General features: G+C 47.4%; 21 protein-coding genes. 5 read left to right on the top strand and 16 right to left on the bottom strand.

Annotated elements, in window-relative coordinates; genetic code table 11:
- From QZT80_RS08035 to QZT80_RS08000, 8 genes are all read right to left on the bottom strand, one after another.
- Positions 1–2,449: hypothetical protein (locus QZT80_RS08035; protein WP_295120262.1), on the bottom strand; the 2,449-nt coding region annotated here is incomplete at its 3' end.
- Entirely contained in the window at positions 2,446–5,874 is a 3,429-nt protein-coding gene (locus QZT80_RS08030) for a DUF6603 domain-containing protein (RefSeq protein WP_295120259.1), read from the bottom strand. The genes QZT80_RS08030 and QZT80_RS08035, both read right to left, overlap by 4 nt.
- A 27-nt stretch (positions 5,875–5,901) precedes the next feature.
- Positions 5,902–7,077 carry a hypothetical protein gene (locus QZT80_RS08025; protein WP_295120256.1) on the bottom strand — a complete coding sequence of 392 codons (1,176 nt, stop codon included), beginning with the start codon at positions 7,075–7,077 and terminating at the stop codon, positions 5,902–5,904.
- A 310-nt stretch (positions 7,078–7,387) separates the two neighbouring features.
- Positions 7,388–9,484 (bottom strand): hypothetical protein, encoded by a 2,097-nt coding sequence (locus tag QZT80_RS08020; RefSeq protein WP_295120253.1) that lies wholly within the window; start codon positions 9,482–9,484, stop codon positions 7,388–7,390.
- Positions 9,485–9,567: 83 nt separating this feature from the next.
- Positions 9,568–11,007, bottom strand: a complete 1,440-nt coding sequence (locus QZT80_RS08015) for a SusD/RagB family nutrient-binding outer membrane lipoprotein (protein WP_295120250.1) — start codon at positions 11,005–11,007, stop codon at positions 9,568–9,570.
- A gap of 10 nt (positions 11,008–11,017) precedes the next feature.
- Positions 11,018–14,182, bottom strand: a complete 3,165-nt coding sequence (locus QZT80_RS08010) for a SusC/RagA family TonB-linked outer membrane protein (RefSeq protein WP_295120247.1) — start codon at positions 14,180–14,182, stop codon at positions 11,018–11,020.
- A gap of 73 nt (positions 14,183–14,255) precedes the next feature.
- A complete protein-coding gene (locus QZT80_RS08005; protein WP_295120244.1) occupies positions 14,256–15,302 on the bottom strand; it encodes a FecR family protein in 1,047 nt (348 codons plus the stop codon).
- 68 nt (positions 15,303–15,370) lie between these two features.
- The gene (locus QZT80_RS08000) at positions 15,371–15,952 is read right to left on the bottom strand and encodes a sigma-70 family RNA polymerase sigma factor (RefSeq protein ID WP_295120240.1); all 582 of its coding nucleotides are present in this window, start codon (positions 15,950–15,952) and stop codon (positions 15,371–15,373) included.
- 258 nt (positions 15,953–16,210) lie between these two features.
- Here QZT80_RS08000 and QZT80_RS07995 point away from each other — a divergent pair, with 258 nt between their 5' ends.
- Positions 16,211–16,534: a helix-turn-helix transcriptional regulator gene (locus QZT80_RS07995; RefSeq protein ID WP_295120237.1), complete on the top strand. Its 324-nt coding sequence runs from the start codon at positions 16,211–16,213 to the stop codon at positions 16,532–16,534.
- Between the two features lie 2 nt (positions 16,535–16,536).
- The gene (locus tag QZT80_RS07990; protein ID WP_295120234.1) at positions 16,537–17,049 is read left to right on the top strand and encodes an SRPBCC domain-containing protein; all 513 of its coding nucleotides are present in this window, start codon (positions 16,537–16,539) and stop codon (positions 17,047–17,049) included.
- 64 nt (positions 17,050–17,113) lie between these two features.
- On the opposite strand, the gene QZT80_RS07985 is transcribed toward QZT80_RS07990, so the two are convergent.
- Positions 17,114–17,551, bottom strand: a complete 438-nt coding sequence (locus QZT80_RS07985) for a hypothetical protein (RefSeq protein ID WP_295120231.1) — start codon at positions 17,549–17,551, stop codon at positions 17,114–17,116.
- Positions 17,552–17,562: 11 nt separating this feature from the next.
- Positions 17,563–18,525: a heme-binding domain-containing protein gene (locus QZT80_RS07980; protein WP_295120228.1), complete on the bottom strand. Its 963-nt coding sequence runs from the start codon at positions 18,523–18,525 to the stop codon at positions 17,563–17,565.
- A gap of 250 nt (positions 18,526–18,775) precedes the next feature.
- Here QZT80_RS07980 and QZT80_RS07975 point away from each other — a divergent pair, with 250 nt between their 5' ends.
- Positions 18,776–19,528, top strand: a complete 753-nt coding sequence (locus tag QZT80_RS07975) for a thioredoxin family protein (protein ID WP_295120225.1) — start codon at positions 18,776–18,778, stop codon at positions 19,526–19,528.
- A gap of 201 nt (positions 19,529–19,729) precedes the next feature.
- Here the strand turns inward: QZT80_RS07975 and QZT80_RS07970 are convergent, their stop codons facing one another.
- From QZT80_RS07970 to QZT80_RS07945, 6 genes are all read right to left on the bottom strand, one after another.
- Positions 19,730–20,158 (bottom strand): organic hydroperoxide resistance protein, encoded by a 429-nt coding sequence (locus tag QZT80_RS07970; RefSeq protein WP_295120223.1) that lies wholly within the window; start codon positions 20,156–20,158, stop codon positions 19,730–19,732.
- Between the two features lie 122 nt (positions 20,159–20,280).
- Positions 20,281–21,027, bottom strand: a complete 747-nt coding sequence (locus QZT80_RS07965) for an SDR family oxidoreductase (protein ID WP_295120220.1) — start codon at positions 21,025–21,027, stop codon at positions 20,281–20,283.
- Between the two features lie 200 nt (positions 21,028–21,227).
- Positions 21,228–21,989 (bottom strand): LytTR family DNA-binding domain-containing protein, encoded by a 762-nt coding sequence (locus tag QZT80_RS07960; protein ID WP_295120218.1) that lies wholly within the window; start codon positions 21,987–21,989, stop codon positions 21,228–21,230.
- Positions 21,970–22,989 carry a sensor histidine kinase gene (locus tag QZT80_RS07955; protein WP_295120215.1) on the bottom strand — a complete coding sequence of 340 codons (1,020 nt, stop codon included), beginning with the start codon at positions 22,987–22,989 and terminating at the stop codon, positions 21,970–21,972. Before QZT80_RS07955 ends, QZT80_RS07960 begins: the two co-directional genes overlap by 20 nt.
- Before the next feature lie 206 nt (positions 22,990–23,195).
- Positions 23,196–23,657, bottom strand: coding sequence for an SRPBCC family protein (locus QZT80_RS07950; RefSeq protein WP_295120212.1), 462 nt, complete (start codon positions 23,655–23,657; stop codon positions 23,196–23,198).
- A gap of 93 nt (positions 23,658–23,750) precedes the next feature.
- Positions 23,751–24,401: a DUF1349 domain-containing protein gene (locus QZT80_RS07945; RefSeq protein ID WP_295120209.1), complete on the bottom strand. Its 651-nt coding sequence runs from the start codon at positions 24,399–24,401 to the stop codon at positions 23,751–23,753.
- A 170-nt stretch (positions 24,402–24,571) separates the two neighbouring features.
- Here QZT80_RS07945 and QZT80_RS07940 point away from each other — a divergent pair, with 170 nt between their 5' ends.
- Both QZT80_RS07940 and QZT80_RS07935 read left to right on the top strand, forming a co-directional pair.
- A complete protein-coding gene (locus QZT80_RS07940; RefSeq protein WP_295120207.1) occupies positions 24,572–25,339 on the top strand; it encodes a LuxR C-terminal-related transcriptional regulator in 768 nt (255 codons plus the stop codon).
- Positions 25,340–25,515: 176 nt separating this feature from the next.
- Complete coding sequence (locus QZT80_RS07935) at positions 25,516–26,229, top strand: cupin domain-containing protein (RefSeq protein WP_295120205.1); 714 nt, start codon at positions 25,516–25,518, stop codon at positions 26,227–26,229.
- Positions 26,230–26,258 lie beyond the last annotated feature (29 nt).

Genomic DNA, 26,258 nt, shown 5'->3' with positions numbered 1-26,258 from the left:
TTTGGGCGATGAAGTTGAGGTTAGGCAGGAAGTTTTCTTTCGATAATTTCTTCAGCGGTTCGTACATCGGCACATCAATTTTCGGGTACTCCATGATCTCCGCGAAGTTCTCGATCAGTATCGTACGAATGCGGTCGGGTATATGCAGGCCGCTGAATATTAGTTTCGGAATGGTAATGGCCGGATTGATGGCTTCAAAAGTGGTGTTAGCCACAACGGCAATATTGATCTTTGGTCTTGGAACTACCTTTCCTAAATTCTTTGCCGTTTGTATCACTCCGAGCGACTCTCTCAGCGCCAGTTTAAACTTACGCGCCTCCGCACTATCCGTACTACCGCCCGTGGCAGGCGTAACGCCCCCTCCAGGTTCGCTTAGTACGAAGTCCGGACTATTCGGCCAGCTGTCTATCGATTCAGGTGTTTGGTTCTCTTCCGCAATACTATCTGCATATTTCACTGCCTTTTCCCACTTCATCACTAACCCTAAAACAGTCATCAGCGCCGCGGCTATCACACCTAACACAGAGGCGATAAACACAATGCCCGAAAATAAAAAGATCAGCAGCAGGAAAAATGCGATGGCGATTATAAGGGCCCATTTCAACCATGGGAAACGACGGATCAGATCGAGAATGAATGGCGGTACGTTGGTGGGCGTAGCTCCTTCCGCCACCTGGTCTACCGTAGGCAGTTCGGGCGATATCACTTTGGGTGGTGCGATCACTATTTCCCCATCGTTGATACGGGTAATGAGATTATCTTTTGTAGCGGCACCTTCAAATATACTTTTCTTCATCACCCTGCCACCCGGACGTATCACTTTACGCATGGAGGGCGAAGTAACAGATTGTGTGATCACACTCTGTGCCACATGATGATGTACCGTAACACCCGCCTGTGTGTCCAGCACACGCCGCTGCACCGGTGCCATCAACAACAGTGATTTCTCCGGCGAATAACTGCGCATAGTACCGAGGTGTTTATGGTACCAGCTCAGTGATACCAGCCGCGCGAAATGCGAGTACCGCAATTTGCGGTTACCTTCCAGCACATCACCCACCTGTTCCCAGGCGGCTTCCATATAATTTTCCTGGTTGTCCTGCACCACCTTTGTACCATAACCTGCCGCTACCCGCCAGCGTGGATCGAGGTTTAACTGGTGTACCCAGTTGCGGTTAAATGCTGCATCGGTGCCATCACGTTTAGTCAGCAACCTGTCGGTAGTGGCATGCCAGCGCCCATACAGCGGCGGCGTGATCATCGGGTCCTTATTCGTCTGGATATCCGGATGTAAATCTGTGGCGGCATTCGCCTCATCGGCCGGCTTATCTGAATAGTCATCGGCCAGGTTAATGAACTGCGCAAGATCCTGCTGGAAAGGTTGCGGATAACCCACCTGGTCCCAGGTATCGTACCTGGTTACTTCTGCCTGGTCTTCAGGCGTCATCGTCATGAAAGGCACCTTTAACGCCCCGCCCAGTTTCAGTATCCCATGCAAATCGGGATTGGTGATGCCGTCGATATTACTACCGGGGTTCATCACATCAATATCCCTTCTGCCCACTCTTTTATCGATAGGTTGCGGCTTGAGCAGGCGCACCAGGTATTCGAAATCACCTACATCACCGGTACGGAAAAACCAGCGGTGATATACCGGGAAGTTCTCCGGTTCCGGCTTATCGCCATAATTACCCCATGCAGAGAAAGTGGCATGCGGCATAGCCGGAGCCGCCGGATCGAGCCCGAGACCTGCAAGGCGGCCGGTTTCGAAAGTAGGGATCAGGAAAGCATGGTAAGCCGTGTTGCTTTCCAGTTTTATCGGGCAAAGAATACGCGAGCTGGCCAGATCGGGATTTTTGTTCATCACCGCCTGGAAAGCGGTGGCGATCTTATTGGTATCTGCTTCTACTATTTTAGTATCCTGGTCCATGAGGCTTTCGCTTACATGCACGTGCGCCCATGCCCATAACTGATCGGCTGGCGGAAACTTCGTATCTGCATTGGGAACTGTGATGTACGACAGTGGTTTTCCTTGTATGTTTTTAGCTTCCTCGAACTCCCCTTCTTTAACCACTACCAAAGCAATCCATGGACGCAGACGGTCGTCGCCCGGCCTTGCAGGCGTATACCGCCAGGGAAAACTTTCTTCATAAAACTCAACATAAGGCAGGTAGTTGGGCTCGAAGTTAGTGATCCAGTTATGCGGTTCGTTTTTGATCACCACTTTAGGGTCGATACCGATGATATCGCCCGGACCATACAGTTCCACATCTTTTGTAAAAGGTTCCGAAGCACTGCTACCATCCACCTTTTCGAGTTGCAGCTTAAAGTCTACTTTAATTTTTGCACGCACCTTTACACCGGCGTCATTGTCCGCCGTATCGATCTTGTTGGCGATACCTTGCCGCAACCAGGGAAGAAACGTGTAGTTCGCTATGTTATAACTCATGCTGCGGGGTTTAATTCATGATGGGAAATAACGTGTAATGATTCCTTCAGATTAGGATCGGCCGAGATCTGCTGATTCATGAACTCGCGGGCCTGTGCCTCGCTGGCGAACATGGCAGATGTACCATACGCTTTATTGTTCATTGTGTTAGCCACTGCAAAACCTGGTTGTGTTGCCACCACTTTATCTTTGTAAGGATTGAGCTTTTGTTTGGAAGCAGCTGATAAGGGCGAACGGGCCACCGCATTGTTCCGCAGGAAATGGGAGAACACGAGGGAACTGAAGAAACTGATAAAGCGGTTGATGAAACGTTTGAAGTTGTTATCCACGATAATCAGTTCGTACCTCACCACCCTTCTCACCGCCCTGCCGGTTTTAACCTGCGCACCAGCACCGGATAATTCCAGCCCGCTCAGTTCTTTCTCAAACGAAGGACGGGAAAGCTTTTCTTCATTCTTCATGTCCTGAAACTGCGCCATCGCAAAGTTCTCCCGCAGGTCGTTCACCTTCTCTAAACCACTACCATCGGCCGTTTCCGCAGTCAGTTTTTTAACGTCCGAGGTCTTTTGTGAACCCACCTTTTCGATGGTTAACCCCAATGGTACGTAACGCTGACTTACCTGTAAGGTGCCGATCGGGTGTAACACCAGTTCCTGCGACTCATCGATCTTACGCAGCGATACGAGTATATTGCTGCCTGCCGGCAACTTCGCCTGCCAGTTCGATAACTTGTTGAACTCTTCGCGCACCTTCGGCAGTATCTCTATCGGTGGCATCAGCGTATTGCGCGATTCTCCCCATGTTTCGTCGAAGTCTACATCGAAATCGAAGAACAGGATAGAGATCGTTCCTGTACCCTTTGCACGGTAAGGTGTTGGCCCTTCGAGCGACATACGTACGCTTACACTGAACAGGCCTATACCAAATACCTTCACAGACAGGGAAGCGGAAATTTGTATAATGAAGTAGAAAGGCGAGAACTGGAACAGCGCGTCGAAACCAAGATGCCCTTCGAGTTTACAGGCAGAGAAACCTAACATGATCTCCACCCTGGCACCGAATTGTACCGTATTCGAGGTAACCGCAAAATATCCGAGTACACGCACCTTCGCTACCGACGTATTGATAATGTTGAACGCGATCCTGTCGGGCGCGGGGAATGGCAGCGGCGGTGGATTAAATGCAGGATGGAAACCACCCATACTGATCACGAAGTTCGAATCATCGCCCCATGCGATGAGCAGTCCCATGCCACCTTCGATGGTCATGAACAGTACGCGGGATTCGTACAACACCGCGTAAAACCACAGGCGTTTTTTATCGAACTCTATCGCCCCTATAAAGTTCACCTGAATTTGTATGATCGCCGCTTCTTCCGTAGGTAAAGCTATTTTTATGATGCCTACGATCGCGATGTTACCTGGTATTTCGATGATAATACCGAGCGATACGGAGATGAGTGCCGGTGTACCCCAGCCCAGTTTGGCCATAGGGCCTATCAGGAATTTATCCTGTTCTATCGGGAAAAAGGTGCGCAGATCGCTGATAATACGCGGCGCATTTTCAATAATATTCTGCGGGAACATCACACTATTCACCCCACCGGTACGTACACCTTCGGCCAACGCCGTGAGGTTCATGGTACGATTGAGTCCCAGCAAACCTCCTACGCCTAACAACACGAAGCCAAAACCCAGTTGTATACCGGTGCCGAATTCGGCAGTGATGATAATGAGCATGGAGAAGCCCTTGGAACCATCGGGCATTTTGGTATTGATGATACCGATGGCTTTCAGCGATATCACTTCGCTGAACGTGAGTTCCAATGCACCGGCATATTCCCCTTTATCAAAGTCGAGGAACAGGTAACCGCCGCCTTTAATGATACCGGCATCTACCGCTAATCCTACACCATTGGGTGGACGGAAACCCAAGGCCAGGTTAACAGGACCAAGATTACCTTTACCATCTGCCGGGAAAGTGAAGATGGCCTTTAGACCAATATTTTCTACAGTAGCTTTTAATACACCGAGGTCGCCTTTGATGGTAGCTGCTAACTCCAGTGGTATTTCACCATTCCTGGGTTTCAGCGCAATCATGGCCGAAGTGATTTCTATAGGCCCTAATTGTATGTGTGCAGGCAACTGGATTTCCAGTCCGCCGCTGCCGCCGAAGTATAATCCCTGAGTAGAAGAAAATCCAACTGTAAGATCGAAACCAACATTAATACCATCACCTGGCAACAATGTTGCGAGGAAACCATCGGCCTCTCCTGCTTTGATCACTATTTTCCCCTGCTGTACACCAAACTCCGTGAACACTTCAAACTTGCCACCCTGCCCCTGGAACCGTGTACCTGCCTCCGCAGATATACTTCCTATTTCGAGCCTGCTGGCATCGCGGGAGCCGATAAGGATAAAAGGTTCGCCTGGATTGTGTACAGAAAATTGTGCGCTGACCGTACCGGTCAGGTTACCGGGAGTGCCGCTGTCGAGTCCTGCAAAAGCTTTGATGTCTTTACCCGGACGAACAAGAATACCGACGCCGCCCGTGAGGTCGAGCGCAGCTTTTATAATGAGGCTTAATTTATCAGTGATCTCTATTGCCTGTTCCAGTTCTCCATGCAGGAACGGCATCAGCGCAAAGCCTGGCTTTTCCGTGGCTGTTTCAGGCGTGATGAACAGTCCGACCCCGGCATTGAGTGAATTGGGATCGTTAGCCGATTTAATGAAGTAGGCTTTAAGGGCGGAGAATTCGGCCGTAGAAGGATCCAGTGCGTTCTTTGTGAGTTCGGCCAATGCTGCGGGCGAGAGGCCTGCTATTTCTACATCCAGCCCCCATGCGTCCAGCAGTTCCATCACCGCATCCTGCCATTCGAGGCCACGGAACTCCGACTGGCCCCATTTGAACGCATTTTTAAAGAAGGTGAGCGGATCGCTGAACAGGTTAGCGAACTCCGAGAAAGCGAAAGTGCGGCGGCGGTAGGCTACACGGCCGGCGGCAGCCGGAATATCTTCCAACCGGATAATGCCAAGAACACGGAGCAGTTGTCCGAACGCTTTCTGGTTTTTAAGGAAGTATTCCACCAGCAGGTATTCGAGTAACTGCCCGGGTAATTCGTTGGCCATGGCCGGCACCATTCCTCCGGCCGACTTCAGGTTGGCAATGGCTTCAAACGCACCTTTTACCGCGGTAATGAGTTGTTGTACATCCGAGGCTTTAAACCCCTCGTTATCTGTACCCATTCGTGTAGCCAGTTCTGCCGGTGCTTTCAGCGCGTTAACAGCGGCAGGTGGTGCTACGTCCCAGCCCAGGTCAGACAGGAAATCGCGTAAGGCTCCGGGGGACGAGGTAGCTTCTTTAAGTGGCTGCAAGGCCTTGCCCAGCTCTTCGGCGATTACGACCAGTGTATCTTTTGCTTCCATGGATACCGTTGTGAGGTGTTGGAAAAATTATACCGTTGCGAAAAAATTAGTGTCCGTTTCTACCAGTCCCGTTGTAATAGCCGGGTTGGGCGAACCTGCATTAGGATGATAATTGAACACGATGTTGCCCAGGTTGGCAGCCGCCATGTCCATTATAGGAATGATCAGCGTGTATACGGAAGCCCTGCCTGTGCATACCAGTTTTTTACCCACCTTCTGGAACGTCCAGTCCTGCTCACTCAGAAAATCGGCTTTACTGGCGTACCCGTAGCGTTCATACTCAGGGTAAGGATGCGAGGAATCGAACATCTCTATCGTATCCGAATCGCGGTATTTGGCAGTGTCGACGGCGGCGGTGAGTTCCGCCATTTGCGCGGAAGCTGTGCCCGGCACCTGGCTCGCAGCGCCATACGTGATGGTAAAAGTATAGGCACGCCTGCGATAGCGGAATTCTCTGTTAACCGAGATCGTTGTGCGCGTCCCAACCGGGGTACCGAGATTAGGAGAAACTGAAACAGAGGAATTGGCTGTGATGGTCCGTGGCACCCAGGCTTCGAAGTCGGTGAGCGGAATAGCCGTTCCATCGAAAAATGTAAAACCTCCTGCATCCAGTGCCGCTACGTAAGCAGCCCGGTTGGCAAAAGGTGTTTTAACCTGTAGCTTAATCTCATAACACATAAACTCCCATACCCCAAAAGAAGGATGATGGTACAGTCCGTAAAAATGCAAAGGCGCTGTAACGTTCACATTGCCCCCAAGGGCCGATTTCAAAGCCGTTAAAAATGCGGTAGCCCGCCCAACATTGCAACCTTTAATATGAAAATTATTGGTGATGGGGTCGCCCGGTGTATAACCGATCAGCGTATCGGGCACAGCGATGGAAGTAAGCGTAATATCGGGTGTGGTAGTGTAACTACCGATAGCCCCCGTTTCAGAATCCTCCATTACCTCGTAACCCGTATCCCCGATCTGCCTGTCGTATACCAATGCTTCAAGATACCCCTGCGAGTTGGCGTGTGTACCCAACAGCATGTCCCCAATAGGTTTGGTGACCGACGCCGTGGAATCGAGGTGTTTAATAAATTCCCGGATGGTATTTCGGGTAGCGTTAGGCGCAATATCTGTTGTATTGCCCCTTCTGGCAAAATACCGGGCAAGCAGTGCATAAAAGCCTGCAGACCCTGCGCGGAACGAATAATCCATGCACTCCTTTTTAGGGTTAAGAAAAGCTGCCGCATGTACCACGTACAAACGGGTATTAATTTCTTTCTCTCCGGGGCATTACTTGCGTTTGATAGGGAAAATTGCTAATAAATCTTAGCTGATGCACGTTTTCGGGGCCGCACTTTTTTCAGTAGCTGTTAAATCCTTGGTTCTTAAAAAGATGTAGCCGCCTTTAGACAGGCGACTACACATAGTTACAAAAAAAATCCGGATTAAGTGAAAAAAAATTGATAATTCGTTGAATACCTGTAGTTTCCTTCGAAAGATGGAGTGGCTGGTACCAAATTTTCTAACGCTTCAGTTTATTGATATCCAGTACCATAAAACTCTTAGCTTCCCGCCCGGCGAGCATCAACCAGTTATCAACGATGGCAATACCATATACCCGTTTTAATAAAGGGTGCTGAAGGAAGGTCTCCATTTCCATTCTTCCTTCCTTATTGGTACGAATGATAGCAACGGAGTTATTTACTGAGTTTAAGACAAAAGCACTATCCCCGAAAAATGCGATACGACCTGGGCCGCGCATGTGGACATCACTGATCGACTGCACCACCTTCGGATGCAGGGGATCTTTTATATCCAGGCTCCATACGGTTTCAGCGTTATACGCTGTAACATACAGGTATTGCCCTCTTATCGCCAAAGCGCAGGTCCCTTTTAATGTTACCGGGTCATATATTCTATCGGTGATCACCGGATTTTTTTTATCGCTGATATCCACCGTTATTACCGAAGAACCGGGACCATAACCAGCCAGGTACAAAGTATGGTGGTGTACCAAAGCAGCAAAAGCACCATCCCCGGTATGGAAACTACTGACAATAGCCGGTGCCGCCGGACGTTTTACATCCAGTATATACACCTTACTTTCGGAACTGTGAGTTACATACGCATAGCCGTCTTGCACCACGATTTTACGCAGCCGGGTATAGTTGGAGCGGTAGGTTTGGAGATAAGACCCTTCTCCTCCCACTTTTATGGCTGCTACCTTTTTTGGTTGACCTGGATTGCTGATCCGGTAAACAGAAACCATCGCATTAGTCATGGAAAGCACGAAAAGGTAATCCTTTTCAATGGCGACACTAAACGCATCCAGGATATCCGGATCTTTCAGCTTAGCAGCCAGCAACGGTTTTGCAGGGTTCCTGATATCAATGATGGCCACATTATTACCATCGCGGCAGGGGATATATGCAAAATCCCTATGCACCACAATATCTTCCGGTTCATTCAGGGCGTTAACGTCCACCAACTGCCCAATGATCGCTTCATGTGGAATATTCAAACGCCTTGAAGGGTCAATGCTGGTTTTGGTATTATTCCATTGATCCAGCTCCTGCGCTAAACGGCTTTTATGAAAGGCTGTCCGCAACATAAAACCTTTATGTGTGCCGGATAAAGTAATAATGGAATCGGCGGTTTCGAGCCTTACCCCATGATCGAGCCAGTCATTTTCTTGCGTCGGTAGTTTTCCCAGCGAGATCCACGTTTTGCCATAGTCGATTGTCAGGTAAACTTCCTTTCTTTCGGTATACGTACTGTAATAGGCAGCTCCGTAACCTATGTTCACGAAGTCATCTGCCGCCCCTGTTAAATGAGCCACGGAATCCCATTCATACCCTAAATTACGGCTACGAAAAACCTTGCCGGCCTGATCGGCCTGCAATACAACACTCATGCCCATGTACTCTGTTGCAAACAGTGCGGTATCGGTTAGCTGCTGCATTTTATTCCAGGTAACACCATCATCTATGCTTTTATAAACGGCACCCTGCCAGCCATTCACAACAATCCCGTTACCGGTCCTTTCTAAACGATACAACGCATTATGGGAAATGGCGCCCCTATCCTGCCAGGTTTTTCCTTTATCGGAGGAACGGTAAATATGACCGCCATCTGAGTCGGTATCCGTTACCAGCAGCGTTCCCTGATCGGTGTACATGATGGCGTACGATGCTGCATATTTCTGGCGGTTACGGTTGTTGGGTAACAGCGTTTTGAGGTGTGCCCATGTTTTGCCGCCATCGATGGTACCCCATACTTCGGCAGTACCGGTAAGGATATAAAACTCATTGCGCCTGCCGGTTTCCGCAATACAGGTGATGTCCACCGTTACCGGTTGAGCCAGGAAGCGCCAGCTTAAGCCTTTGTCCTCACTGATGAATAATTTCCCTTTATGAGGGCCCCTTGTGGCACACAACACTACTTCTTCATCCAACTGACGAATAGCGTCTATCCTTCCCCCTTCTGCCAACTGAGTTACGGACCATTTACCGAAATAGGCCCTCAGAGAATCTTCACTGACCGACCTTACACCGGATTGTGCCATTACCATTTTACAACCCGTGAATGCCAGCAGTATTAGTAACCAATATTTCCTCATGATATACGCTTTTAAAAGCTCCCGCGAAACAGCAACTGACACTATTCGCGGGAGCATCTATTACAAATCGAAACTGTTTTTATTTAAGGTTGCCACCACATCCTGTGATTCATATTGTCATTCCCCATTCTCGCAGCAGCATCGGTGTAATTGGTTCTGTTCAAAGACTGTTCACTTAGGGGATAAGGAATGCGGTTCGGTATTTTGCCATCGTTTACATTGGTAGGCCCGGGCACTAAAACCGGGTAACCGGTACGGCGATATTCATTCCATGCCTCCATACCGGTAAAAAACAAGGCATAGAATTTTTGCAGGTATATTTTTGACAGGCTGCCATCATACACCACTCCTTGTTGCGTCAGGTAACTTTCTGTAAATGGCGCCCCCCAATAGGCGAAAGACGCTTTAATGGCCGCTTCATATAAATCTTTCGGCTGGCCATTGTAATATCCTTTCTGTGCTGCTTCCGTTTTTAAAAACAATAGCTCGGAAAAGGTCATCCAGATGGCGGGCTCTGTGTTAGATTGAAAGCGGGTACCCAGGTATGACTGAAAATTATATCCTCCGTTGTAGTTGGCCGACTCGGTTACCGGCAAGGCATTGGGCAAACCGACATACTGTGGATTGGCCGTATTGGCAGAAGCATTGGTTGGCCTTGCAAATTGAAACAGGCGACTGTCATTAAACTTTTTCAGTGAGTCTACGATAAAGGCACTTACAGATTTATATTTGAAATCAAAGTCACGAACATAGTTCAGTGATAAAGCATTGGCATCCGGCAGACTTCCGCTGTAACGGTATACAAAATTATCATCGTTGCTTTCCATCACCGGGTACTGCTGCGGATCGGATAACAGGGTTTGTATTTCCGTAACGGCTGCCGGTAGTTTTGCGGAAACACGCATGAGTAAACGCAAACGTAAACTGTTGGCAAATTTTTGCCAGCGGGCCAGGTTACCGTTATATACCGGATCGCCACCATATAACAGCGGGCTGGAAGTCTTCAACGTTTCGGCAGCCTGCTTCAGTCTTTCCAGCATTTGTACGTAAATGTCTTCCTGTTTATCATACTTCGGCATATATACATTCCCCGTTGCACCCAGTCCTGCTTCCGAAAATGGTATATCGCCATAGGTATCTGTGAGTACGGAGAAAATGTAGGTTTGGATGATGATCGCGATCGCTTTATAGTTCTCCAGACCTGCTGTTTTTTCTCCCGCAACGATAATATCATTCAAGTCACGCATGCGGCTGTACAAACCCCATAATCCATTGGAGTTAGAGGGCAGGAGTTTAAACCGCTGCACTTCGGTAAAAGTATTGTTCATGCAGGTATACTGGATAAGCTCGTTGTTCAGCTCAAAGGCATTACCCACCAGTGTATTGGACGTATTGTAAATAACCTGTGGCAGGATAATGCCCGGGTTTACAGTCGATGGAACGTTAGGATTGGTATTATCCATTTCGGTGCAGGCGGTAATGCCTGCCGCCAGCATGAACAGCCCTATTTTTAAAATTCGCATGTTAATCTGTTTAGAAAGTAAGTTTAATATCAATACCGATGCTCCTGGTGGAGGGTATTTGTGCATTTTCAACACCCGGCACTACCGTACCGCCGGATACAAATGAAGTTTCCGGGTCTACACCGGGTACTTTTGTGAAGAGCAACAGGTTCCTGCCTGTCAGACTGCAATCTAACGACTGAATCAATTTGTCTTTCAGGAGCCTGGCCGGTAAACGGTAGCCTACAATCACCTCCCGTAACTTCACAAAACTTGCATCAAAGGTGCTTGACTCTACATTGGGTCTTTTATAATAACCACGGTAGTAAGTATAGGCGGCCACCCGCTCCGTATTCGGTGTATAAGAACCATCGGCGTTTAACACCACCCCATCACCTACTATACCTTCTTCCCTGCCGGGTAATGTATTAGCCAGGCTTCCCGCTTCCGTACCAGTTACATGGGTGAAGGAATAAATTTTACCCCCAAACTTGCCATCCAGCAACACGCTCATTGACCAGTCTTTGTACCGCAGGCTGTTTCTTATTCCACCCAGCCAGTCCGGGTTATAGTTTCCTAACCTGAGGGTATTACTGGTAAACACCGGTACTCCGCCTTTATACACTACCTGGCCCTGTTCATTTCTTAATAAACCTACGCCGTAAATATCCCCCATTCTGCCTCCGACGCGGGCTTCAATTGTAGCCCCCTGTGCCGAAGCCATTACATAACTTTCTACACCGTCTGCCAGTTCCACCACTTTACTTCTGTTAGCGGAAGCGGTGAAGAAAATATCCCATACCAGCTTCTTTTTAACAGGTGTTACGCCTAATACCATCTCCCATCCCTTGTTGCTGATCTCTCCGGCATTCATCACTTTTGAACCGTAGTACGTCGCCTGCGACAAGGGGCTTCTCAGAATCTGGTTTTTACTGGTGGCCGAATACCAGCTTGCATCCAGACTAACGCGGTTGTTCAGGAGTTTTAACTCCGTACCTATTTCAAACGAGCCGGTGATTTCGGGTTTCAGGTTGGTATTAGGTATGGCAGCAGGAAGCCCTACGGTGCCGGGAAGCGTGTTGTATTCGTAATAGGCGCTGGTTTGATAAGGGTCGGTATCGTTGCCTACCTGCGCATAGGACGCCCGTAATTTCCAATAATTCAGTATGTCTGATTTAATATTTAATGCCTCTGTCATCAAAGCACTCAGCGATGCGGAGGAATAGAAGTAGGAATTATTGTTTTTAGGTAAGGTAGATGACCAGTCGTTTCTGGCGGTCAGTTGCAGAAAGAACGTATTGTCATAGTCCAGGTCTGCCACGCCATATAAACTGTTGACTATTTTCTGTGAATTGAATTCCTCTACTATCGGTCTTCCGGAAGCATTGCCTAAATTATAGACGCCGGGTATCACAAGACCATTGGCAGTAACTGTATTGCTGCTGGTATTAATCTGCAGGTTATTACCGCCGGCAGTGGCAGACAGGTTAAATTTACCAATTTTAGGTGCCGTATAAGCCAATAAGAAATCTGAGTTTCTTTCCATGTAGCTCAGGTCCTGTCGCCTGTATAAACCATTAATGGCTACTACTGAACTTTTGGGTCTTTGAGAGCCTCTTTTTTCGCCGGAGTAATCCAGGCCGGTACGCACCATCAAAGTTAAATTGGGGAGGATGGAATAATTAAAATGTACGTTACCAAACAACCTGTTCCTGTCCATACCATTTAACTGCTCATACATCGTCATATAGGGGTTGTCGCCCCAGGTAAAATAATAGTCCTGCTTAATTCCTTCCTGGCCTTTTTGCCAATAATTCCGGAACCAGTCCATAGATGCATTTCTTTCTGTCCAGATAAAATTATAGGTAGGAGAAGCCCCGCCATATCCAATCACGGGCAGGTTATCACTAAAACTGTTTATATAATTTACGTTGGCATTAAAACTCAGTTTGGGCGACAGCCTGATGGTGCTGTTGGTATTAAACTGGTGGCGGTTCAGCTCCGTATTGGGCATGATACCCGTTTGCCTGTAGTTGTTATATGAGGCACGGAAATTCCCCATATCTCCTGACTTTTGCACGGAGAGCCCGTTCATGTAAGTAATCCCCGTAACATAAAAGTCTTTTACATTATCAGGATGTGCCTGCCAGGGAATAGCGGTCCTTTTGCCATCAGGTCCGATAGGTGAACCATACTGGATAAAATTTTGTCCGTTAAATTTAGCGCCCCAGTTGTGCCCAGAGTTCGAGGTATTGGGACCATCCGGGCCGTCGCCGTAGGAATAGTAGGTTAAGCCTACACCGGTACCACCACCGTATTCATTTTGAAAGTCGGGAGTTTGCAGCACCCTGTCAAAGCTGGTATTACTGGTCAAAGAAATGCCCAACTTTTTTCCTTCAGCAGCTTTTTTGGTTTTGATGATAATTACCCCGTTTGCCGCCCGGCTCCCATATAATGCAGCCGCATTCGGGCCCTTCATGATACTGATTGACGCAATATCATCGGGATTGATCTCCGCACCACCACTGCCATAATCAACTGATAAATCACTGGACGCCCCGGTGCCCAGGTTGTTGTTAATCGGTACCCCATCTACCACCACCATGGCGATGTTCTTATTAAGGTTCAGGGAAGATTCGCCGCGCAGCACTATCCTGTTGGAGCCAGCCAGTCCGCCCGACACCTGGGTCATGTTCAACCCCGCCACTTTACCCTGTAGCCCGCTTAACATATTACCTCCCTTCGCCGTATTGAGATCCGCCCCCTTTACTTCCTGCACCGCGTAACCCAGGCGCTTCTTTTCTTTGGTGATACCAAGCGAAGTAACAATTACCTCATTAAGGCTGTTGTCTACCGCTTTCAGTTTAACCAGCAGGGAGTTATTTTCTCCCTCTTTAATGAGCAAGGCCGAAATACTGTGCCTGGTATAATTCAGGTGTGAGAAAAACAGGTCATATTTACTACCGTCCCTTAGACCTGTAATAGAAAACTCACCTTTTTCATTGCTGAAAGTAGTGATGATCTTCTCACTTTTCATTTGTGGTTTACATTCGATACTTACACCGCTCACCGGCTCATTAACTGCATCCATCACGATGCCTTTAATTCCCCCGGACTGGGCATTCAGCTGTACCTGACAGCAGAGTATTACGATCAGCAGCATAAAGGCCGCTTTTATTTGTTTACAATATCTCATTTCTATTTTTGTTTAGGCAACAGGATCCCTGTACACGCCCGGGTGTGTACTGTACATCCTCTTGATTCATTGATTATTTGCTTATACTGAAACCCTGATCATTAGTGGTAATGGTGAGATTATTGATCTTTGCTATTATCCCCAGAATATTTTTAAGTTCCTCGTTCTCCTGGAAGGTCCCGGTAAATAACATACCGGCCATTTCAACTTTATTGAACTTTATTTTCACCTTGTATTTCCTCTCCAGTGCCGTTAATACTTTTTCCATTGCAACCTGCTTAAAAGTCAGGTCGCCTGTTTTCCCAGTTAACCTGCTTCCTCCGGTTGACGACACCAGTGCTTTCCCACGAACCTCTCTCATTATGGCCGTTTGCCTGTTATATGTCAGGGCCCGCTGCTGCGGAGCAAGCAGCACCTGCGTTTCATTTCCTCCACCCAGCGCCTGTACTTTAACAGCACCTTCCAACAGGTAAACAACGGTACTATCCCCTGTTGCTGTTACTTCGAACACCGTACCTAATGCGGTGGTAATATTATTGTTGGTGTAAACGACAAAAGGCCGCTTTTCATCTTTCTTAACAGTGAATCTGGCCCTTCCGTTTAATACCAGCCTTCGCGTTGAAATATTATAACTACTGTCGTATTCCAATGTACTTCCTTCATACAAAAACACTTCACTGCTGTCTGCGAGCCAAATCGTTTTCTGTTCCGCGAGCGCATAAATAACCGTTGCATCAGCATAAACAGTGATCGCCTCCTTTTTTTGTCTGCCTGACCGGTTTTGCCAGTAAAGAACAGAGAGTAATACCAGAAAGCCTGCACAGGCAGCGGCGATGGCGCTACTTCTTCTCAACAGGTGCCTTACTTTAACCTGCGGTATACTATCCGCCACTTGCGCTCCCTCAGTTCGCAGCTTACGCAAAATGACCGCCTTACTCTTCTCCCGGTCAAACCCGGCAACCAACTCCGGCTGCGAGGCAATGTTATTCCTGATAGCCGGTTCCCACTCCCTGTAAAGTTCCTGCTCCTGCTTATCCAGTAAGTTCAATAGCTCATGCAGTTCATTCACTGAAGCAGTTCCATCCTGGTATTTATTAATAAGTGATGATAAGTATCGCATCTTCGATATAAAATGTAAAAAAGTGAAAAGAAGGGGGTGGCTCTACTGTTACGTAATTGTTAACAAACTCAGGCTATAAAAAAAACGAAGAGCGTATAAAAGGCAACATCGCTCTTAGCGGCCATTTGCCTCAGCATCTGGATAGCGGATTTCACATATTCTTTGACCGTTTCTTCTTTGATGCCCAATGTATCGGCCACTTCCTTATAGGATTTCCCCTGTATTTTGTATAATTCAAATGCCAGGCGCTTTCTTTCCGGTAACAAATCAATTGCTTCTCTTAAAAAGACAGTTTGCTTTTCATAACGATCGTCCCCATCCGGCTCCTCCTGCTTCATTTCAAGCGATGTTTCTGCAAGCATCTCTATCCTGATTTTCACCTTTTTCCTGAGGCAGGTCATTGTCATATAAAAGCTGGTGGTAAACAACCAACCCGCAACAGACTGCTTAGTATTAAGGGAATGCCGTTGCTCCCATAACTTCAGAAAAACAGTTTGCAATACATCTTCTGCCTCCTGGATATCAGGTAATAATTTATAGATGTTTCTGAACAGCGCCTCACTGTAATAATCATACAACTGGCCAAAAAGCTGCTCATCGCCTTCAGCGAGTGCTTTAATGATGCTATTATTTTCCGGAAGTACTTTCATTATCTGCAAAAGTAGAGTACAGTCCGTTGGCCGGACATTAAGAAAATGTAAAATATCCTGTTATAGCTTTTATGCGAAAGGTCAATTGGATAAGTTGTTATAACAAGTTACAGTGCGCCAGGAAGTATTATTGACCCATTAAGACCGGTGCTAATAGACACCGGCAAAGAATTTTCTGAACGAACAACAATGTCCGGCCTTAAGATTTATTTGCGCAAGTAAATACTTGCATGTATATTCGCAAGTAAATACTTGCATATGGAATCCAGGAGAGATGTTTTCCAGGCGATAGCCGACCCTACACGAAGACAGATAATAGACATGCTGGCAGCGCAGCCATTGAACCTTAATTCTATTGCAGAACACTTTGAAGTAAGCCGCCAGGCCGTATCCCTGCATGTTAAAATACTGGAGGAATGCGGGTTGATAGAGATCAGCAAACAGGGGCGGGAACGATACTGTGAAGCCCGGCTTGATCAGCTGGGCGAAGTAGCCAACTGGGTTACACAGCACCAGCGTTTCTGGATGCAAAAGTTCAAATCGCTCGATAAATACCTGCAAAAAACTGCTAAAAAGAAATAGTTATGCGTACAACAACTGAAAAGTTCAGGCTCGTGTATACCTTTGATGCACCAAAGGAACTTGTATTTAATGCATTCGCAGATGCAGATGCCCTCAATGAATGGTGGGGACCTGCTGAAACCGATAACAGCGTTATTTCGCTCGACTTTACCCCCGGCGGCATCTTTCATTTCAAGATGGACTATAATGGCCATATCAGCTACGGCCGTTTCCTGTTCCGCCAGATCCAACCACACGACCTGCTGGAATATACCAATGCGTTTTGCAACGAACATGCACAGGTAATACCTGCACCATTCGATGTAAAACTGCCGTTGGAAATTCTTTACAGAATGGAGTTTACGGAAGCGAATGGAAAAACGAAGATCACGATGACAGGTGAACCCGTAAATGCCAGCCGCGAAGAAGAAGAAGGTTTTTCTGCCATCAACGAAAGTATGCAGCAAGGATTTGCAGGGACGTTTGACAAACTTGTTAAATATCTTGCCAAAACATATCGCGGGATAGATTCGTAACTGCCGGCCCTGGTGGGCTTCATGTCATCGCGCTGCTTCAGCAACCGGTTTCATGCTGCTCTCTTTAGGGCATAATGGAAGGCCGATAGCCCAATATATAGTTCTTACGTTTCTCCGTATCCAGCAACACGCCGTTTACGGGCAGTACTTTCCCACTTTCCACCTGGTAATCTGTTTTACCTGGCTTCACTGCCAGTTTCTCCACACTTAACAGTTCTCCATTGATATTGCTGCCATAGAATAGTGGATTTTCATGGTATTGCCAGGTAACCAGCGTGTATTGCGCTCCCGGCTGATGTGTTCCATTTCCGGCCAGGGCTGCGTTGTATGCCGCGGCATTGCCGTACAGTATGCTCATGGTGGCTGATTTTTTATTAACAGCATGACTGATTACCTGCTGGTCTCCCGCATCATATACAATACGGCGGGCCGATGTTTGAGCTTCCGGGCGGCAGGAAAATAGTATCATCATACTAACGAAGATGGGAATGATCAGTTTCATGGTGTGCTGGTTTACAGGTTAAGTTTTAAAGGAACATTGAACAGGTAGCCGGTTTCTTCGGCCAGCTGGCGGTGACAACTAATACAGGAGATGGAAGCGAAGTTAGCAGCCTTCCCGGTTGGCTTCAGTTCCTGGCCGTTGAACTTGGCAAAACCCCAGCCTTCGGTATCTTTATACCTTGCCGCATCTTTTACCATGAATTGGGCATTGATAAATTTACCGGGCCTTACTTCTCCATATTCATTTTCAACCTGTTCCCATACTGCTTTCACCACTGCCGCACCATCGGGCCATGGATGAAAGTTCTCTGTTTCAATAGCTTTTACGGCGATGTCGTTACCATAAATCACCCGCATCGATTTATCGTACAGGGTAGTCATACTAATTACTTTCCATGATTTGAATGCATCTGAATAGGTAATACCATTGGGTGATACGGGGGCTGTGATAGTCTTCAGGCCTTTCCATTCGTCATAAGCCTTATTGGCACCGTTGATCGTATTACTATCGGCCGGTTGATCACCGGTAACAGACAGTACATAGTTTTTGATGGTTTCCACTTCCGCCGGTGTTACCCGGGCACCAGGGTGCAGTAAGGCATAACGTTCCAGCGGCATTTTGCCTGCCTTTACCATATTCAGGATACCCCAGAGTTTACCTTTTTGTTCGCCTTTCGTGAGTTTTTCCCATTCGGAGAAGTTCATCACCTCGCGGGCGCGGCTGATGTCTTTGTTCACCTGCCAGGAAACCGGGGCTACCTGGTTATACCAGGGCAATTCGGGCTCGTTGGAGTGACAGTCGTAACAAGCACGCTCAAAAATGGCGGCCACGGCTGCGGGGGCTTCTATTTCCGCCGTTACGGGCTTGGTTTCCAGCGGTTCGTTGATACATTGTAATACCACAAAAATGGCTACCAGTACCGCTACTACTTTCCAGGTGGTGATCTTCATCAGGTTATTGCTTTTCAGGTCCATAACTATCTGCTTTTCGACAAAGCTATGGCAGTATCGATGCCTGTCCTTACTACAAATACCTGAGCCGGACATATCCAGTCCCGAACCGGACAAACCACGGGGGCTAAAAATACTCGGGCTGCGGTGTATATGTGGCCGCCGCAATTGTCCGTTTGGCACATCAATCTGTCTGCCTGCCCTTATCAAACCTTTTCAAAGGCAGCAACAGCCTTTAGTTTTGGTGTATTGTTCATCAATAAATCAACAGAAAATGAAAAGGATATTTCAGAGCATCGCATTACTGGGACTATTTACAGGTACTGCCGCATTCCTGGCATACGAGCCAAAGGTGATACTGAACCAACCAGACGATAAAGGTTTTGCAGTGGTAGAACTGTTTACCTCGGAAGGCTGCTCCAGTTGCCCGCCCGCAGATAAAATACTTGAACAGCTGGAACAACAACACCTCGACGGACAACTGTACGTACTGGCCTTTCACGTAGACTACTGGGACCACCAGGGCTGGAAAGACCGCTTCAGCGATAAAACCTATTCTCTCCGCCAGCAACAATATGCAAGCTGGCTGAACGTGAGAACGGTTTATACACCGCAACTGATCGTGAACGGCAGCAGCGAACATATCGGCTCAGATGCCAGTGCAGTGTCTAACGTCATTAACCACCAATTGCAACAACCAGCTTCCCGCAGCCTTAAACTGGAAGGCAAGGTAGATGGGAAAAGGCTGACCGTGCAGCACAACCTGAACAGCGTAACCGGCTCCAACCTAGTAGTTACACTCGTGCAACGCCAGGCCCGCAGCAGGGTGAAAGCAGGCGAAAACGCCGGCAGCGATTTAGCACATGTGCAGATTGTAAGGGCAATGAAGCAGGTACCACCTGAAACCGGTAAGGACGTGGTGTTGTCGTTACCATCAGATTACGACAAACAACAGTGGGAAGTAATCGGATTTGTGCAGGACAGGCAAACGGGAAAAATAACAGATGCCGCCCGCGTTAGTTTGTAGCTGAATATCTGGTGAAACAGGCTGCTCCGGACCCGGGGCGGCCTGTTTTTTTTTAACAGGGTCGAATATAAGCGGTGTATACACCGCATACGACGTTGTCAGTTTACCAAGGCTGATCTGGCAGGCGGTTAACTTTTATACACGAATAATAAAAAACCGCCCTGATTACCAGGACGGTTTTCCTCCACATGTTCTTCCCGCTTAATTCACTTTAATCTCCACCCCTATATTCCCGCGGGTAGCCTTAGAATAAGGACATGTTTGATGCGCCTGCGCCACTATCTCTTTCGCTACTTCGTCCGCCAAACCTGGCAGCTTTACATGCAGCCGCGCTTGTAAAAGGTAACCGCTATCCCCCATTCCCAAATCTACTTCCGCATCTACCGCGGTGCCTTCAGGCAACGCTATCTTTAACTGCTTTGCCGCAAACCCCATCGCCCCTATAAAGCACGCCGACCAGCCAGCGGCAAACAACTGTTCGGGATTAGTACCCGCCCCTGTGGAACCGGGCGAACTAAGCTGGATATCAAGACGGCCATCGGAGCTTTTAGCGCTACCTTCCCTACCGCCGGTGGTATGTGTTTTACCGGTGTATAATACCTTCTGTACGGCATTGTCTATCGTGTTCATGTTACTTACCTTTAAATGATGATCAATTTATCAGCAAGTTGGCTCAATATCTGAACACGACACAGGTATAATACGCTGAAGTGGACAACCATCACCACCAGGCGGACAATTACCACCTGGAACTAAAGCGTGAAACCGCCATCGATCACAAATTCGGAACCGGTGATGTACGTAGCCGCATCGTCGCTCAGGTAAGCCACCAGCGATGCTACATCTTCAGGCGTACCTACTTTACGTAACGGAATACGGGTAGCCGACAGCTGATCGAATATACCGTCGGCCGTAGCGGCATCGATACCAGCCTTGCTTAATACGGCGGTACGCGTTGGGCCCGGACTTACAATATTCACCCGCACTTTTTTAGGTGCCAGCTCCGCCGCAGCGGTTTTAGCGATCGAATTAAGGGCCGCTTTACTCGCCTGGTAAATGGAACTGTTCGGCTGATAAGTAGACGCTACGATCGAAGACAATATCACCACCGACGCCCCTTCGCCCAGCAACGGCACAAACCTGCTCAACGTGAAATAAGCACCTTTAAAATTGATGTTCATTACATTGTCGAAGTTATCCTCTGTTGCTTCTTCGATCAATGTACTGTGGCCGGTAATACCTGCGTTAATGAACAGGATATCCACCTTACCGTATTGCTGCTGTACGCTGGTAAACAACGCTTCTGTATCTTTCAGGTTTGCCTGATCCGCTACGAAAGGAATAGCGCCTATTTCAGCGGCCGCCTTTTCTATCGCCTCTTTCCTGCGGCCGGTAATAATTACGGTAGCACCCAGGCTTACCAGTTTCTCTGCCGCTGCATATCCTATCCCGCTATTGCCGCCGGTAACCACGGCTACTTTGTTTTCAAACTTTTTCATGATGATCTTATTTGACAACAAAGCTACTGCGATATTGGTATACAAATGTAACCAGTATCACAGAGTATACCAGTATAATCAGGCATTTACGAACATTAACGATGTTCGCCAGGTTATAAGTGGCACCTGTTTAAAAGGCACTGCTTACAAACAAAAAGCCTGGCAATCACCAGGCTCTTTGTTATGAAAGTAATATGCAATTACCGCTCTTCCATCCACGACAGAAAGTGCTGCGATTTTTCTTTATTGACCAACAGCTTCTCCGGCGTTTCAATCGTTAATTTAACGTACAACTTACGCAGGAAATAAGGCTCTATCTCTTTAATCGCCTTAAAGTTAACCAGGAACTGCCTGTTAAGCCGGTAAAACTGCTGCGCCGATACCGATTGCGCAATCTGGTCGAGCGACTGATTGATCGGGTATTGCTGTTTATCGAAACAGAGTATCCAGGTAGCGTCGTATTTGATATAGAACAGGGCTATTTCTTCAATATTGATGGTGCGGTATTTCTGCTGCTGAAACACCAGGAAACTTGTTTTACCAGCCGGAGGGGCGAGTTTCGATAACAGTTGGGTAAGGTCAGGCATCGCTTTCTGCTGGAAGAAGTTTTTCAGTTCATCCACTTTACGCAGCGCTTCTTCTATATCCTGTTTTGAGAAAGGCTTTAACACATAATCCACGCCATTACTTTTAAAGGCTTCCAGTGTGTATTCATCATAGGCTGTACAAAAAACAACGGGACAAGTGATCTTTACGGCTTTAAAGATTTCGAAGCAACGACCATCTGCCAACTGAATGTCCATAAAGATCAGGTCGGGCATAGGGCCGGCAGTTAAGGCCTTTACGGTACCCGCCACACTCTGATAGCGCCCCGTAACGGAGGCACCTGGCTTTAGTTCGAGTATGGTGCGTTCCAGCGATTGCGCGGTTTTCAGCTCGTCCTCAACGATGATGATGTTCATATATCAGCGGTAATTTAATTTGAAATAATTCCTGGCTATGCTCGATCTCTACCTGCCGGTTGAGCAGGTGACCATACCGCATGTTGATGTTCTCCAATCCAACACCCAGTGAATCTTCCTCGCCCGACTTCGGTTGCACGGGGTTCTCCACCACAATCTTTCCTTCCTCATCGTAAACCCGGATATGTAAAGGTTTTTCCAGCGACACTACATTATGTTTGATGCAATTCTCTACCAGTAGTTGCAACGTAAATGGCGGTATCAGCGTTTCCATTGTGGCAGCGCTCAGCTCCTGGTGAAACACCAATCCGTCTTCAAACCGGGCCTTTTGCAGGAACAGGTAAGCGCTCAATATCTCCATTTCCTCCCGCACATGTATTAAATCCAGCTTGCGGCTTTCGAGTGTATAACGGTAAAAATTAGATAGTTTGATGATAAATGGCACAGCTTCCTGTTCACCACTTTCTACCATGGCCTTTAACGTATTGAGGCTATTAAAAAGGAAGTGGGGATTTACCTGCTGCTTCAGCAACTCGTACTGCGCGCTGAGGTGATCGGTGCGTATGCGTTCAAGCTCCATGCTTACATGTTGGTTCTCATGGTTCTGCTGCAACAGGTGCAGGAACATATAAAACACCAGGTTAATGAGGATACCCCGAACTTCCACCATCAGCATCGCAGGCCCGAAATCGATGTGCGACAATATCAGTTGCTGGATGTAAGCCAGTATCAGCATAACCACCAGGCCAAACAGCAAACTACTGAACAGGTGTTTGTAAGAAATACTCTGTTTACGCGTATTGCCACTTCTCCTCGACAGTACATAGATGTTAAAGTACCACATCAGCAAAGCAAAAGTGGCCGTGATGCCAGCGTTTACTGCCGCCTCCGCAGCATTAAAATGCCTGGCGGCCAGTTGAGGCACAGAGGATAATAGTCCCAGTAAAATGGAGCTGATCCATATCATGGCCTGGGAAATCTTTAATCCGGTTCCTTTCATACGTACTTGTTAACGGGAGCAAAATAACTGATTATCTCCGAAATCATAAATGGTCGGCCCCTATGATCGCGGAACAAAAATACCTGTCAACAATCTCTATGGAAACGAATTTACACCCGAACCGGACAAATCGTACCGCGAACCGGACAATTGGCGGCGCATACCTGGGAGGGTCTATTCACGAATCAGGTGTTGGTATATTGAATTTATCCCTTCATCTTCCCCAACTCCTGTTCCAGCCGGTCAAAGTTCTCTTCATTCTTATCCCCTGCAAATGCCTTTACCTTATTACACTCATCTGCCGAACTAAAGATCTGCTTAAACACGATCTCTGTTTTATCCGGTGCCACTTCTTCAAATGTGACTGCTCCCAGGAATAAGGGTTTGGTAAAACGCTTCCAGGCGATGGAGGCGGGCTTTTCTATTTTGATGAACTCGCATTCATTGGCGTAATTGCCTTGGTCGGGCCCGTGCATGATGAAATTCCACTTGCCCCCTTCCCGGAAGTCGAACTCGTTAAAGGTGTTGGTAAAGCCTGCGGGGCCCCACCAGTTACTTAAATGGTCTGGATTAGCCCAGGCAGCGAAGGCCAGCTCCCTAGGTACGTTAAATACTCTTGTGGTCGTTATTTCGCAATCGGGTGTAGATGGAATCAGGTCGGGTATCATGTTTTCCGGGTTTTGTGTACACAAAAATGGGAATAATTAAGCGTAATCCAGCTTAATTATTCCCTCCGGGAATTAGAATGGGCGGTTAAACAGTTAACCCGGGTTCTTTTCCAGCCACTGCTGCCTCCTGGTGTCTGGAATATGTTTCACCTTAAAATGCTCGAAACGGGCCTCAAACCCCTTACCGTCGGGCGATGCTGCCATGAGCCCTACCTGAACGGGGTGATTGTCTTTTAAAGGCGCATTACGGGTCATGATGTAATTCTTATCGTCGTAAGAGTAGTAAATTTCCACCGCATCCAGTTTCCTTACGGCTTTTACCCAGATGAAATCGGGGGTTTTGTCCAGCGGGGTTACGCTCCAGTCGCTGGTGATATGCGTTACCACGGTGCTGATGTTAAACTTGCCATCCACGAACTCAATGCCTGTTTTGATGTAGTTTTCATGATCCGTTCTGATCATTAGTCCCATTTGATCGAAGCGGGCTTTGTATTTGCCCATCAATTTTACTTTTACCTCAAATTCGCCGCCGTAGTTGCTGTAATAGAAAGGGGCATCATCAACCGTAAAGCCGTAATGCGAAATACGCCAATAGTCGCTTTGCGGGGTTACGAACAGTTGCAGGCCCTCGTTCTTTATCTCCCATTTCTCCGGCTCGTTAAACCATTGCATTTTCTGAAGACTTTGTGCAGATACGGTTTTAACGACCAGCATCAGCAAGGCACTCATTACATAATATTTCATCTGATCTATATTTTGATAGTTAAGCGTTTACCAGGGTAAACCGTTAAATAAAGCAGGATTTCCCTAATTTGCCCGGGATTTCCCATTATGCCGGGCTATACCAATGGCTATGCAAAATTAAAGGTCAGCCCGGTTGGCACAATGGTGAATAATAACCATTTTAACAGGAGATGAAGGATATTGTAAGTTTATTGAACGATCACCTGCTGAAACAAACGTTTCACGACGAAGAAGATCCGGGCGTACAACTGGCCAACAGTCAGTTGATAGCCCAGATGTATGCCAGGATGGAAAATGCGGTGAGCGTGTTAAGTGACCTGAAGGCCGATAAAAGTTATGTGTATTACGGAGGTGCCGCTACCGCACTCGGACTTCCCGATGCCGGCACTCACAAAGAGATCCCGTCTATCTGGGAAAAAGACATCTTCGACAAGGTACACCCCGACGACCTGCTGGAAAAACACACACTGGAACTCAAATTCTTTCATCTCGTAAAAGACTTCTCCCCCGCCGAACGGCGCGACTATGAAATTATCAGTCGCCTGCGGATGCAAAACAACAATGGGAACTATGTACCCATTGAACACCGCATGTTCTATATTGGCAACGACAAAAACGGCAGTATCCGGCTGGCCCTTTGCCTGTACCACTTTTCCCGCCATATGCCCGACGATAAAAGCTACCAGGGCATGATCATCAATACCCGGTCGGGCGAAATAGTGACGCCCGATAAAAAGGCCATCAGCAATATCCTTTCCGACAGGGAAAAAGATGTACTGCGGCTGATCAAAAAGGGAAGGCAAAGTAAGGAGATCGCCGACCTGCTGACCATCAGTGTATACACCGTAAACAGGCACCGGCAAAACATCCTTGAAAAGTTACAGGTGAGTAATTCGATGGAAGCATGCAGGGTGGCAGAATCGATGCTCCTGCTATAATCACTGTATCAACCCCTGTTCCTGTTGCCCAAATCATGTTGAAAACGCCCTTTCTCCTGTTTATTCGCTAACTTCATGCTACTTCGACTGGTCACATGTTACTGACGGTACCGCATTGGGCGCCCTGCCCGATGTATCGCAGGAAAAATTGTTTATTAACTATTAAACGTAAAGACATGACCTTAAGTGAAAATTTCGGCACTTTATCGCAAACACTGGATGGATTAAAACTGCAAGGCTACACTATTGACTTCAATGTACGGGAAGAGTGCCTGGTATGTCCTCAAAACGACATTATGTTATCGCCCGATGAATTCCATATCGACAAAGTATATCGTTTCGAGGGCGAAACCGATCCCGATGATCAGTCGATCGTTTTTGCCATCTCTTCTCCTAAATTTAAAGCTAAAGGGGTGCTGGTAAACGGATATGGAATATTCGCTGACGAAACGGCTTCGAAACTGATCGAAAAGTTACAAACACACGCACCGTTCATTATCGTAAAGCGCATAGAAGCTACGCCGCAACGCACCGATGGCGACCGGTTAATTGATGCGCCGCTGTTAGAAATGGACCTGAACAAGCTGATCGAAAAGATGAAAATCGAAAGCAACTGGAATAAAAACGGTCATAATTCCATCACCATTCTTAAATCTGCCAATATGCGCATTGTATTGCTGGGACTTCGTGCAAATTCAGAAATGAAGGAGCATAAAGCGGGCGGGGTAATCAGTGTACAGGTATTGGAGGGTAAAATCAATTTCATCACCGCAGAACAAAACGCTGTGATAGAAAAAGGACAGATGATATCATTGCAGGAAAACATATTACATAAAGTGCAGGCACAAACTGACAGTTTCTTTCTGCTTACGCTGGCTATGCATGCTTAATTTATAAGGAAGCCCGGCGCATATGAACA

The sequence above is a fragment of the uncultured Chitinophaga sp. genome (assembly GCF_902168175.1).
In the GTDB taxonomy this organism is placed as follows: domain Bacteria; phylum Bacteroidota; class Bacteroidia; order Chitinophagales; family Chitinophagaceae; genus Chitinophaga.
The sequence above is the reverse complement of the archived record's forward strand: the minus strand, read 5'-3'. Positions and strand labels throughout refer to the sequence as shown.

Bases quoted from the DNA above. Each gene is read 5' to 3' on its own strand.
- QZT80_RS07945 (WP_295120209.1), bottom strand. From the start codon at position 24,401: ATGAAATATTATGTAATGAGTGCCTTGCTGATGCTGGTCGTTAAAACC.
- QZT80_RS07950 (WP_295120212.1), bottom strand. From the start codon at position 23,657: ATGATACCCGACCTGATTCCATCTACACCCGATTGCGAAATAACGACC.
- QZT80_RS07960 (WP_295120218.1), bottom strand. From the start codon at position 21,989: ATGAACATCATCATCGTTGAGGACGAGCTGAAAACCGCGCAATCGCTG.
- QZT80_RS07935 (WP_295120205.1), top strand. From the start codon at position 25,516: ATGACCTTAAGTGAAAATTTCGGCACTTTATCGCAAACACTGGATGGA.
- QZT80_RS07990 (WP_295120234.1), top strand. From the start codon at position 16,537: ATGCGTACAACAACTGAAAAGTTCAGGCTCGTGTATACCTTTGATGCA.
- QZT80_RS08000 (WP_295120240.1), bottom strand. From the start codon at position 15,952: ATGAAAGTACTTCCGGAAAATAATAGCATCATTAAAGCACTCGCTGAA.
- QZT80_RS08005 (WP_295120244.1), bottom strand. From the start codon at position 15,302: ATGCGATACTTATCATCACTTATTAATAAATACCAGGATGGAACTGCT.
- QZT80_RS08025 (WP_295120256.1), bottom strand. From the start codon at position 7,077: ATGGATTATTCGTTCCGCGCAGGGTCTGCAGGCTTTTATGCACTGCTT.
- QZT80_RS07955 (WP_295120215.1), bottom strand. From the start codon at position 22,989: ATGAAAGGAACCGGATTAAAGATTTCCCAGGCCATGATATGGATCAGC.
- QZT80_RS07995 (WP_295120237.1), top strand. From the start codon at position 16,211: ATGGAATCCAGGAGAGATGTTTTCCAGGCGATAGCCGACCCTACACGA.
- QZT80_RS07965 (WP_295120220.1), bottom strand. From the start codon at position 21,027: ATGAAAAAGTTTGAAAACAAAGTAGCCGTGGTTACCGGCGGCAATAGC.
- QZT80_RS07940 (WP_295120207.1), top strand. From the start codon at position 24,572: ATGAAGGATATTGTAAGTTTATTGAACGATCACCTGCTGAAACAAACG.
- QZT80_RS08015 (WP_295120250.1), bottom strand. From the start codon at position 11,007: ATGCGAATTTTAAAAATAGGGCTGTTCATGCTGGCGGCAGGCATTACC.
- QZT80_RS07970 (WP_295120223.1), bottom strand. From the start codon at position 20,158: ATGAACACGATAGACAATGCCGTACAGAAGGTATTATACACCGGTAAA.
- QZT80_RS08010 (WP_295120247.1), bottom strand. From the start codon at position 14,182: ATGAGATATTGTAAACAAATAAAAGCGGCCTTTATGCTGCTGATCGTA.
- QZT80_RS07975 (WP_295120225.1), top strand. From the start codon at position 18,776: ATGAAAAGGATATTTCAGAGCATCGCATTACTGGGACTATTTACAGGT.
- QZT80_RS08030 (WP_295120259.1), bottom strand. From the start codon at position 5,874: ATGGAAGCAAAAGATACACTGGTCGTAATCGCCGAAGAGCTGGGCAAG.
- QZT80_RS08020 (WP_295120253.1), bottom strand. From the start codon at position 9,484: ATGAGGAAATATTGGTTACTAATACTGCTGGCATTCACGGGTTGTAAA.
- QZT80_RS07980 (WP_295120228.1), bottom strand. From the start codon at position 18,525: ATGGACCTGAAAAGCAATAACCTGATGAAGATCACCACCTGGAAAGTA.
- QZT80_RS07985 (WP_295120231.1), bottom strand. From the start codon at position 17,551: ATGAAACTGATCATTCCCATCTTCGTTAGTATGATGATACTATTTTCC.